Genomic DNA, 11,714 nt, shown 5'->3' on the forward strand with positions numbered 1-11,714 from the left:
GGTTGATTGAAAAGGCGCAGCTTGAAGTAGGATCGACCTACGGCTTCGGACCTAGGGCTCGACCGACGTTCGAGTGTGGCTCGCTATTTCACCGTCATTCCCGCCCTTGTGGCGGGAACCCCTGGTTCAGCTGACGGTGAAGCGCCTTGGCGCCCGCAGTACCGGTCGAGGAAGGCCTGGTGGCCCGGCAGGCCGCCGACGGCGCGGGCGATGTTGCCGCTCAGGTCGGTCAGCGCCCCGCGCAGCTGCTCGGGCTTCATCAGGCGGCCCATCTGGTGATAGCCGGTCGGCCGCAGCCGCTGGCCCAGCATCACCTGCAGCCAGGAGTCGACCTGGAACAGCTCGCCGGGGGCCTGGAAGGCCTGGGCGCTTTCGCGGAACAGCTCGATGCGGTGGGCCAGACTGTCAGGGACGGCCATCGTGCGGCAGTGATCCCAGAACGGGCTGTCGGTCCGTTCGGTCAGCTTGTAGTGCAGGATGATGAAGTCGCGGATCTTCTCCAGCTCGTCGACGGCCTGTTGGTTGTAACGGTCGACCACGGCCTCGCTGACGCCGGTGAACGGGAACAGCTGCATCAGCCGCGTGACCCCGATCATGATCAGGTGGATCGAGGTCGACTCCAGCGGTTCGACGAAGCCGCTGGCCAGGCCCAGGGCGACGCAGTTCTTGTGCCAGGTCTTGCGCCGGCGGCCGGTGGCGTAGCGTATCAGCCGCGGCTCGATCAGCCGGTCGCCTTCCAGCGCCCCCAGCAGGGTCTCGCGCGCCTCGTCGTCGCCCATGTAGTCGCTGCAGTAGACCAGGCCGTTGCCGACCCGGTGCTGCAGCGGGATCTTCCACCGCCAGCCCGCCTTGTGGGCGATGGCGCGGGTATAGGGCACGGCCGGGCCGGTCGACTTGGTCTGCACGGCCAGGGCGCTGTTGGTCGGCAGCCATTGGCCCCAATCCTCGTATCCCGCCTTCAGCGTCTGTTCGATCAGCAGGCCCCGGAAGCCCGTGCAGTCGATGAACAGGTCGCCCTCGACCCGGTCGCCGTTCTCCATGACCAGGGCCTCGATGAAGCCGCTCCCGGCGTTCTGCTGGACGCTGGCGATCTTGCCCTCGATCCGCTTGACGCCCAGGCCCTCGCTCATCTTGCGCAGGAACTGGCCGTAGAGCGTGGCGTCCAGGTGGTAGGCGTAGTTCAGCTCGAACCCCTCGCCGACCGAGAACTTGTCGGCCTCGGCCGCCTTCAGTTCGAAGCAGTAGTCGCCCAGCTCGCCGCCGAAGCCCGCCGCCTTCGCCTGCAGCCAGAAGTGATGAAAGCTGCCCATCCAGTTCGACTTCCCGACCTGGCCGAACGAGTGGATGTAGCGGTCGCCGATCTCGCCCCAGTTCTCGAACGAGATGCCCAGCTTGAACGTCGCCTGGGTGGCGCGCATGAACGCCGGCTCGTCGATGTCCAGCAGGGCGTTGAAGGTGCGGGCCGTCGGGATGGTCGACTCGCCCACGCCGACCGTGCCGATCTCGTCGGACTCGATCAGGCTGATCTCCAGCAACGGGCCCAGTTGCTTGGCCAGCGCCGCCGCGGCCATCCAGCCCGCCGTGCCGCCCCCGGCGACGACGACCCTCTTCACGACCTGGTCTTGCATGGTGTCCCTTCCGGTCGCCGGGCCTGCCCCTTGGGGCAGGCCCTGTTTAATATTCGAGCGTGGCCGCCGCTGAAACCGCTCACACTTTCAGCTGCCACGCTCTAGCGGTTCAAGCGATTGAGCAGATAGGCCCGCAGTCGCCGGGCCTTGCGGTCGTCCATCGGACCAAGGTCGCCGCGCGCGCCCTCGGGCAGGTGCGCGCCCGCCCGGTCGGCGGGGCCGAAGACGTAGTAGTCGAACAATCGCTTCCAGCCCTGCTTCTCGAAATCGGGCCGGTCGCGCAGGCTGAGCAGGCCGTGCAGCAGGGTGTTCATGGGGGTGTCCATGAAGCCCGGCGCGGCGTTCCACCAGTAGTTTATCAGGACGTTGAACGGCTCCAGCGCCTCGACCTGGTGCCACCACAGGGCGGGGTAGACCAGCACGTCGCCGGGCTCCAGGTCCGCCACCTGGGCGGCGGCCAGGGCGTCCTTGAACCGCGGGAAGCGTATGAGGTCCGGCGCGTCGAAATCGACCATGCTGACCGCCTGGCCGCCCGGCGTCAGGTCCAGCGGGCCCGGATAGAGGTTGTCGATCTGGTCGGGCGGAAACAGCGTGAAGCGGCGCCGGCCGACCATGCAGCAGGCGATGTTGTTGGACATGTCGTAGTGGGCGGCGGCGATCGTGCGGTTGCCGATCCAGATGCTGGCCAGCGGCGTCTCGTCGCCCAAGGCGACCAGGTCCAGGCCCAGGTCGTTCTCGGCCCGCAGGCCCGGCAGATAGGCGTCGATGTCGCTGGAGCCGATATAGAGAGACGGCCCGCCGGCGATCTCGAGCTCCTGCTCGATCCGCTCCAGGAACGCCCGCAGCGGCGTGCGCTCGGTCTGGAAGTTCAGGCGCGTGACGTCTTCGTCGTAGCCGAAGCGGCCCTTGATCTCCGGCGCGCCCGTATAGCCGACGAAGCGCTCGCCATGATCGTGCTCCAGCAGGTAGTCCATCGCCGCGCGGGGCGAGGTCAGGCCCGCCTGCACCAGCGGCCAGTCGCGGGCCAGGCCGCGAAAGATCGTCGGCCGCTGCTGGGCCAGGATCTCGTCGAACGGGATCTGGTCCGGCGTCAGGCCCTCGACCACCGGGGTCTTGCGAGCGATGTCGATCATCGGATGTCCGCTCCCTCGATCTGGCGACGTGCGCTCAAGCCCGGGCGCGCTTGCGGTTCTTCAGCTCGACCAACAATCCGACATTGCCCAGGGACGACAAGACCCATTGGGCGGCGGCCAGGAACCCGGGCCGATGCAGCGCCTCCAGCGCCGCGCCGTCCAGGCCCGCGAACCGTTCCTGGGAGATCGTGAAGAGGTCGGGCAGGTCGTACTGGGTGTGCTCGTCCAGCTTGATCTCGACGTCGACCGGCTCGATCAGGCCGTGGGTCTCGAAGGCCGCGAACATCGCCTTGCTGATCTCCAGCCCGTCATAGATCACGCCCAGCAGGCGGGCGACGTGCTGCAGATAGGGCGAGTTGCCGCCGGCCGGCAGGAACGCCGGTTCGCCTCCGCCCTCGGCCTCCGCCGCGAGCACGCGAGGATCGTCCAGATCGACGTGGATCATCGGCTCGCCGTTCCCGCTTTGCAAGGCGATCGAGAACGGTCCCCGCTGCTGGATCGCGGGCACGTAGCGGGCGTTCCAGCCGCCCCCTTCGAGGAACAGGTTCTCGTCGCGGTCCAGGCCCAGCAGGGCGACCGACTGGAACGCCCCGTCGGCGTCCTTGCGGAAGAAGATCGGATATTCGCGCTGGATCCCCTCGAACTCGGTGGGGAAGATCAGCACCTGGTTGATGGCGTCGCCGAACTCGGGCCCGTGGCCCGTGGCGACGCGCAGGTCGCCGTGATCGACGTTGTTAAGCAGCACTCTGTTGGTCATGTCCGCCTTCCGGCCCCCGGGCGAAAGAGCCGCGAGGTTCGATGTCCGGGTACTCTAGAGAAGAAAGGGCCGCTGCGAACAGCGGCCCTTCCCCCGACCTAGGTCGGGCCCGAAGACCCGACCATGGCTTTCGCCCCCTTAGAACTTGTAGCGCGCTCCGAGCAGGAAGCGGCGGTCCAGTTCCTGCGCGTACCACAGCTCGTTTTCGTCGCGAGCGTAGGTGCGCAGGCTCTCGTTCAGCAGGTTGATGCCTTCCAGCGAGATCGCCAGACTTGGCGTCACATCGTAGCTGACGTTGAAGTCGACCTGGGCGAACGGGGCGACGAACACCGGGTTGCGCGAGCCGCCGCGGTTGGTGGCTTGCAGGAACTTGTCGCGCCAGTTGTAGGTCAGCCGCGCCGAGACCCCGTTCTTGTCGTAGATCAGGGTGGCGGCGGCCGTGTCGCTCAGACCCAGCAGGGCGAACTGATCCTGGCCCGGGTCGGAAGCGATGTCGAAGCCGACGTCGCCGCGCACCAGGGTGTAGGCGCCCGAAACCCCGAAGCCGCTTTCACCGAAGAAGTGCTGAACAGCGAATTCGAAGCCGTGGATCTTGCCGGTCTTGTTGTTGATCGGCTGGGCGACCTGGAAGGTGTACAGCGGATCGGCGGCGTTGGGCGACACGTCCGTCGCGGCCAGAACCTGGTCGACGAAGGCTTGGTTGAGGTCGCCCGAAGGACCGCGATTGGCCTGGAACACTGCCGTGGCGGCCGCCACCGAACCGGTCGTCTGGATCAGCGAGGTCATCGTGAACAGGTTCACGTCGGTCTGGTTGGCGCCGATCGTGGTCAGAGAGGCGCGGGCGTCGCCCGACCGCGTCCCGGCGACGCCGGAGCTGGCGTCACGCAGACCGAACAGGCTCTGGTTGAAGGTGCCCGTGCCCACGAAGTTGTTCACGCGCTTCTCGAAGAAGCCGGCCGAAACATAGCTGCTGGGCTTGTAGTACCACTCGACCGAGACATCGAAGTTGTCCGAGATCAGCGGCTGCAGTTCCGGGTTGCCGCGCGTGCCCAGGGCGATGGCCCCGTTGGCGATCGGGCGGTTCGGCGCCTGGGCCGAGACCGAGGCGAACAGGTTGCCGTAGTCCGGCCGCGCGATCGTGCGGCTGAACGAGAAGCGCCCCACCACGTCCTCGACCAGGTCCACCTGGAAGTCCAGGGCAGGCAGCAGGTTGGTGTACTTGTTCTTGCCCGAAATGGGCGAGTACGTGGTCGTCGTGTCGACGCGGAAGTCGTTGTCGGCGGTCCAGACGATGGCCTGGGGCGTGCGGATCAGCGACACGGATTCCGACTTGGTTTCCTCGTAGCGCACGCCGGCGACCATGCTGGCCCGGCGACCCGCCAGTTCGCCATTCCAGGTCAACTGGCCATAGACGCCCCAGACGTCTTCTTCGACTTGGTTGTTGTCCTGGCTGGTGACGCCCACCGCATTGCCGAGCGCGACATAGGGCTTCGACAGGGCGTTGTAGAGGTCGATCGCGTCGGCCCGGAAGGCCACCAGGCCCGCGCCGCTTTGCTTGAGATCGAAGTCGTCGAAGCGGCAGGACATGCAGAATTGCTTGACCAGGCTGCCGGCGTACTGCTGCACGTCGCGCGGGTTCGAGATGCCCCAGCTGCCCAGGTCCTGCTGGGTGTTGATCGCGGCCTGCTTCATCTTCGAGTTGCGGTAGTCGAAGCCGAAGTCGAACTTGCTGCCGTTGTCGTCCAGATCATAGGACGCGTCGGCGCGGAATTCCTTGATCTTCTGGTCTTGGCTCTGGGCCGAGGTGCGCGCCACCTGGCTGCCCAGGTCGCCGATGCTGAGCACGCCGTTGCCGTCGCCGCGCGGCAGGGCGTCATTGATGGTCACGGCCTGGACCGGGACCTTGCCGCTGTAGTCGACCGAGTGCGACGAGATGATCGGCGCGCCGATGCTGACCGAGGTCGAGCTGGTGCCGTTCGGCGCGTCGGGGTCGCTCGACGCCTTGGAGACGTGGCCGTCCAAGGAGATCTTGAAGCGGTCGTTGACGTCCCAGACGCCGTTCAAGCCGAACGACTGCAGCTTGTCCTCGTTGGCGCGATACTGTTGCTCGAAGCCGGTGTCCTTCGTCCCGCTGAGGGTTTCCTGCAGGAAGACGGCGGTGGCGACGGTGGGATTCTTGTCGAAGGTCACCTTGTCGAACGGACGGTTGAACCAGTTGGTCTGGTCGTTGCGGCGTTCGAACGATTTGTTGTCGGCGTACAGGCCGTCGGCGGTGATCACGACGTTCTCGGTCGGGCGCCATTGCACGGTCGCCTGGGCGTTGATGCGCTCGCGGCTGCCTTGCGAGAAGTGGTAACGGCTGTCGTTGGGGATCGCCACCAGCGTGCTGCCGGTGGCCGGCGCGTTGGTGATCTGGGTCGCGCCGCCGTTGCGGACGAAGCCGTTCGCCGGATTGATGAAGTCGGAATAGGTGCGGATGTTCCAGTCGTTCGACGTGGCGCTGCGGCTGGTGAAGTTGCGCTTCTGATAGCTGCCGAACAGGGTGACGCCGAACTTTTCGTCCGCGTCGGTCCAGTTCAACAGGCCCGAGACTTCCGGGGTGATCTTGGCCGCGTCCTCCAGCTTCTCGTCCATGCTGGTGTCGTAGACGGCCTTGGCGCCGATGCTGCCCGACAGGCCGTGCACGGCGGCGTCGAACGGACGGCGGGTCTTGACGTTGATCGTCGCGCCGATGCCGCCCGACGGGATGCCCGCGCGGCCGGTCTTGTAGACCTCCATGGTCGAGACGCCTTCCGACGCCAGGTTCGAGAAGTCGAACGAGCGGCTGGTGCCGGTCATGAAGTCGGCCGACTGGTCGCCGCCGACGGTGGGCACGTTGGCCGTGGGCATGGTGCGGCCGTTCAGCGTCACCAGGTTGAAGCCGCCGCCGAAGCCGCGGACCGTGACCTGCGAGCCTTCGCCGTTGGAGCGGTCGATCGACACGCCGGGAACGCGTTGCAGCGATTCCGCCAGGTTGGTGTCGGGGAACTTGCCGATGTCTTCGGCCGAGATGGCGTCGACGACGCCGCTGTTGTTGCGCTTGATGTCCATCGCGCGCTCGAGCGAGGCGCGGATGCCGGTGACCACGATCTCATCGACCGTGCTGCTGTCGTTGTTGCTCTGGGCCTGGGCGTGACCGCCGGCGAAGATCGCCATGGACAGCGCTATCAAAGACGCAGAAGTGTTCAGACGACGTAGTCGCTTCATAGCCGTTTCCCCGCACAAGTCGCCCCTACCGAGGGGCTTGGTTTTTTTGTTTCGGCGCCGACAAGGTTGGCCGGCCATTTTTGAGATTCTTATCAAAAATGACCGAATATCGGCGACTGCGTTAGCGGTAACATCAGTCCACGAAAGCGGTCAAGCGACCCAAAAACGATTTTGACAGCGCTGTACCGGCCCATTTCTCATACAAATGACACCAAACCCTGACGAAATAAGCGGATTGCCGCTTTTTTGACGCAAACGCCTTTTTCACAAGGCGTATCGATTGTTGCGGCTCGGACACAGCCCGCCCTCGGCAATCTCCGCGTCAGGCCCGAAATCAAGCTCTACCTTGACGCGGCGGAAACTCGGCCGAACGCAAGGTCCCCACCGCCGGCGAGACGCGGCGAGAGAAATCCCGTTGACGCAACCTCGAAGAATGTTACCGCTATCTTGGCTTTGAGAGCCGGCGCGCTCTTGTCCGCTTGCTCAATCCGCCCGTGGATCCCTCACGGGGCCGCCGTCCTGGATGGCGGCCCCGATTTTTTCGCTTCCACCGCGATGGATCGCTGCCTCCAAAGAAATATGGGACCGGTAACAAAAGTGCGTTGACGCTCGACCCGCGACACGGGAAAGCTGCCGCCGAACCTGGAGACACATCCAGGATGGGAGGAGAGCACCATGGAAGTTCTGTCGCGGTCCCTGGGGGCCGTCGCGCTGGCCGCGAGCCTGATGGTCGGCGCCGCGCCCGCCGCCCTGGCCCAGACGGCCGCCCCGCCCTCCAAGCCGGCCGCCGCCGCTCTCAAGCTCAACGCCAAGGACTATTTCGAGACCCGCGGCCTGAACGTCCTGGTGTTCAGCAACGGCTCCGAGGACCTGTTCAACGACGCCAAGATGAGCGGGGTCGAACTGATCCATCACGGGGTCCGCACCGTCACCAACGGCGACGTGCGGCTGAGCCCCACGCCGGGCCAGTGGGACCCGATGGCCAAGCTGGTCGAGCGCAAGGTCGACCCGGCCACCGGCGTGATCACCGCGACCCTGGAGTTCGTCGGCCAGGACTTCCGCTACACGATCCGGGTCGAGCCGCGCGGCGAGGCCTTCACGATCAGCGTCAACCTCGACAAGCCCCTGCCCGCCGCCCTGGAGGGCAAGGCCGGCTTCAATCTCGAGGTCCTGCCCTCGGCCTATTTCCGCAAGACCTTCCTGGCCGACGGCAAGCCGGGAAGCTTCCCGCTGTATCCCAGCGGCCCGATGGCGGCGGCCAGCGGTCCAGAAGGTCGGGCCGAGCCCCTGCCCCTGGTCACGGCCGGCCGCTTCGTTCTGGCCCCGGAGGACCCGGCGCGGCGGATCACGATCAGCGCGGCGACCGGCGGGCCGCTGTCGCTGTACGACGGCCGCAACCAGGCCCAGAACGGCTGGTACGTGCTGCGCGCCCCCATCCCCGCCGGCAAGACGGGCCGGGTGGTCGAGTGGACCGTCTCGGCCAACGCCCTGCCCGACTGGGTCCGCCCGCCGTCGATCGCCCACTCGCAACTGGGCTATGCCCCCGGCCAGAAGAAGGTGGCGATCGTCGAGCGCGATCCGGCCGATCCGCCCAAGGCCCAGGCCAGGCTGCTGCGGGTGAGCGAGACCGGCGCCTTCACCCCGGCGCTGACCGCGCCGCTGGGGGCCTGGACGCCCTGGCTGCGCTACGCCTACGCCCCGTTCGACTTCTCGTCGGTGAAGACCCCGGGCCTCTATGTGATCGAATACGCCGGCCGGCGCACCGCGCCCTTCCGCATCGATCCGGCGCTCTATGACGACGCCTGGCATCCGACCCTGGACGTCTATTTCCCGGTCGCCATGGACCACATGTTCGTCAACGAGGCCTACCGGGTCTGGCACGGCGACAGCCACCGCGACGACGCCCTGCAGGCCCCGCTGAACCACGAGCACATCGACCTCTACCGCCAGGGCCCGACCACCGACACGCCGTTCAAGCCGATGGAGCACATCCCCGGCCTGAACGTCGGCGGCTGGTTCGACGCGGGCGATTTCGACATCCGCACCCAGACCCACTACGCGGTCGTGCGCAGCCTGGTCGACACCTGGGAGCAGTTCCACCTGACCCGCGACGAGACCTCGGTCGACCAGAAGCGGCGCCACGTCGAGATCCATGTCCCCGACGGGACGCCCGACATGCTGCAGCAGATCGAGCACGGCACGCTGCAACTGCTGGCCCAGCACAAGGCCGTGGGCCACGCGATCCACGGCATCGTCGAGCCGGACGTCGGCCAGTACACCCACCTGGGCGACGCGGTGACCAAGACCGACGGCCTGGTCTATGACGCCGGCCTGGGTCCCGACGAGGTCAAGGGCGGGCGCAGCGGGGCCAAAGACGACCGCTGGGCCTTCACCAGCAAGTCGACCCCGCTGAACTACGGCTCGATCGCCGCCCTCGCCGCGGCCAGCCGGGCCCTGCGCGGCTATCGCGACGCCCTGGCCGACGACTGCCTGGCCACCGCCCAACGGGTCTGGGACGAGGAGCATTCCCACGCCCCCGACCTCTTCCACCACGGCAACACCACCGGCGGCGACATCGTCGACGAGGAGTTCAGCGCCGCCGTCGAGCTGCTGATCGCCACCAAGGACCCGAAATACGCCGCGCGGATCGACGAGCTGTGGCCCAAGGTCGAGGCCCGCTTCATCCAGAACGCCGACCTCGCCGCCCGGGCCGTCCCGTTCATGCCGCCGGCCTTCAAGGCGCGGATGGAGCCGGCGGTGCGGGCCTACAAGGCCGCCAGCGACAAGATCGCCGCCGAGAACCCGTTCGGCGTGCCGATCGCCATGGGCGGCTGGGCCGGCAGCGGCGGGGTGGCCGAGTTCGGCCTGACCCACTGGGCCCTGCACAAGGCCTTCCCGGAGATCATCGACGGCGAGGCGGTGTTCCGTTCCCTGAACTATCTGTACGGGACCCATCCGGGCTCGGACATCTCGATGGTCTCGGCGGTCGGCACGGTGTCGAAGGAAGTCGCCTACGGCAACAACCGCGCCGACTTCAGCTTCATCGCCGGCGGCGTGGTGCCGGGCGAACTGATCGTCAAGCCGGACTTCCCCGAGAACAAGGAGGACTGGCCGTTCTTCTGGGGCGAGAACGAGTACGTGATCAACGTCGGCGCCAGCTACATCCAGCTGGTCAACGCCGCGGCGGCGTTGGCGAAGGAGAAGCGCTAGCGCCCCTCCCCGACTGTCATCCCGGGCGCACCCCGGCGAAAGCCGGGGAAGACCCGGGACCGACGCCTGAGCTCAGCACTCCAGGTCGGTCCCGGATCGGCGCGCTACGCGCTTGTCCGGGATGACAGCGTTTTGATGAGGTTAGGACGTCGTAACCGGATCCACCTGCGCCCAGACCTTCCGCTCGGCCGCGAACCGGTCTGGAACCACCTTGCACGCCACGTCCAGCACCATCGTTTCGCGCGTCTTCACGTCATAGGCCGGCCAGGCCGGTTGCCCCGGCGCGCTCGGCTTTCCAGTCCGGGCGAAATTGGCCCACATGGTGCTGATGTTCTTGGCCGCCGCGAACCGGTCGGCGCGGTCGCCGGCCAGGGTGGTGGGCGAGGCGACGGTGTTGAACACCAGCGGGATGTCGGCCGCGTGCATGGCCCCCAGCTCGATGTCGGTCCCGTCCATCTTGCGGTTCGAGCGATAGGCGATGTTGTAGACATAGACCGGCGCCCCGCCCTGGGCGACCTTGCGCTCGGCGGTGACCACCGAGCCCGAGCCCATGGCGTAGTAGCTGGCGGCGGCCAGGTAGATGTCGCTGGGCGTCGCGCCGGGGCGATCGGACCGGTAGGCGTCGATCAGCGTCTGGGCCTTGTCGCCGAATTTGCCCGACAGCCGCGCCTTCAGCTTGGCCTCGTCCAGCCGGAACGCCTCGACGTCCTTGCTGGTCCAGGCGAAGAACGCCGCCTCGGTGTCCATCCAGCCGATGACCAGCGGCTTGTCGGCGGCGCTGGCCGGGGCGGTCGGGTCGAACGGATGATGCGGCAGCAGGTCGCCGTCGACGATGGGGCCATAGGTCCCGGGGGTCAGCGACTGGATGCCCCGCCAGCCGCCGCTGTCGCTCTTCACCTTGGCGTTCAGCGCCTTCTGGGCGGCCAGGATCTGGGGCGCGGGAACGTCCAGCACCTTGCGCCAATCGGCCGGGGCGATGCCCAGCTGCTCCAGGAACATCCGCGTCGTCTGGGCGGCGACGTCCGGGGTGGTCACCCGCACCACCGGGCCGCTCTGGATAATGGCCTTGGAGAACAGCGGCGCGACCGAGGGCATGGCGTACAGGCACGAGGTCTTGGCCCCGCCGCCGGACTCGCCGAAGATCGTCACGTTGTTCGGATCGCCGCCGAACGCGGCGATGTTTCGCTGCACCCACTTCAGGGCCAGCACGATGTCGGACAGGCCCTGGTTGCCCGAGCCGGCGTATTCGGCCCCGCCCAGTTCGCCCAGATACAGATAGCCCAGCACGCCCAGGCGATGGTTGGTGGCGATCACCACCACGTCATGCTCGCGGGCCAGCATCGCGCCGTCCTGGGCGGTGCTGCCGCCCGAGCCGGTCGTGTAGCCGCCGCCGTGGCTGTAGAACATCACCGGCTTGCCCTTGCCGCCGCTGGCCGGGGTCCAGAGGTTCAGCACCAGGCAGTCCTCGCCGGGCGCGGGCTCGTTGACGCCGTAGACCGTGCTGGCGTCCTGCAGCGAGGGCGTGCCGAGCTTGGTGGCGTCCCGCACCCCGCTCCAGGGCGCGACCGGCTTGGCCGGCTTGAAGCGGGCGGCGCCCGAGACGCTGGCCCCGTACGGCACGCCCTTGTAGGCGTCGACGCCGCCCGACCTCACGCCGCGCAGCCGCCCCTCGGCGACTTGGATCTCCACGGTCTCGGAGGCGGTGTCGGCGGCGCAGGCGACCATCGGGACGGCCAAGGT

At 67.3% G+C, this 11,714-nt stretch carries 6 protein-coding genes; 1 reads left to right on the top strand and 5 read right to left on the bottom strand.

All coding sequences use genetic code 11. From position 1 onward, the window contains the following. Positions 1-83: 83 nt before the first annotated feature. From AC1DYP_RS05700 to AC1DYP_RS05715, 4 genes are all read right to left on the bottom strand, one after another. The gene (locus AC1DYP_RS05700) at positions 84-1,628 is read right to left on the bottom strand and encodes a tryptophan halogenase family protein (protein WP_477045513.1); all 1,545 of its coding nucleotides are present in this window, start codon (positions 1,626-1,628) and stop codon (positions 84-86) included. A 101-nt stretch (positions 1,629-1,729) separates the two neighbouring features. Further along, positions 1,730-2,761, bottom strand: coding sequence for a cupin-like domain-containing protein (locus tag AC1DYP_RS05705; protein ID WP_477045514.1), 1,032 nt, complete (start codon positions 2,759-2,761; stop codon positions 1,730-1,732). Between the two features lie 34 nt (positions 2,762-2,795). After that, positions 2,796-3,518 (bottom strand): SapC family protein, encoded by a 723-nt coding sequence (locus AC1DYP_RS05710; RefSeq protein ID WP_477045515.1) that lies wholly within the window; start codon positions 3,516-3,518, stop codon positions 2,796-2,798. 138 nt (positions 3,519-3,656) lie between these two features. Beyond that, complete coding sequence (locus AC1DYP_RS05715) at positions 3,657-6,764, bottom strand: TonB-dependent receptor (protein WP_477045516.1); 3,108 nt, start codon at positions 6,762-6,764, stop codon at positions 3,657-3,659. Positions 6,765-7,439: 675 nt separating this feature from the next. Between AC1DYP_RS05715 and AC1DYP_RS05720 the strand changes: the two genes are divergently transcribed. Beyond that, positions 7,440-9,974, top strand: a complete 2,535-nt coding sequence (locus tag AC1DYP_RS05720; RefSeq protein ID WP_477045517.1) for a glycoside hydrolase family 9 protein — start codon at positions 7,440-7,442, stop codon at positions 9,972-9,974. Positions 9,975-10,115: 141 nt separating this feature from the next. Here the strand turns inward: AC1DYP_RS05720 and AC1DYP_RS05725 are convergent, their stop codons facing one another. Then, positions 10,116-11,711: a carboxylesterase/lipase family protein gene (locus AC1DYP_RS05725; RefSeq protein ID WP_477045518.1), complete on the bottom strand. Its 1,596-nt coding sequence runs from the start codon at positions 11,709-11,711 to the stop codon at positions 10,116-10,118. Positions 11,712-11,714 lie beyond the last annotated feature (3 nt).

The sequence above is a fragment of the Caulobacter sp. P1_D6 genome (genome assembly GCF_056406095.1).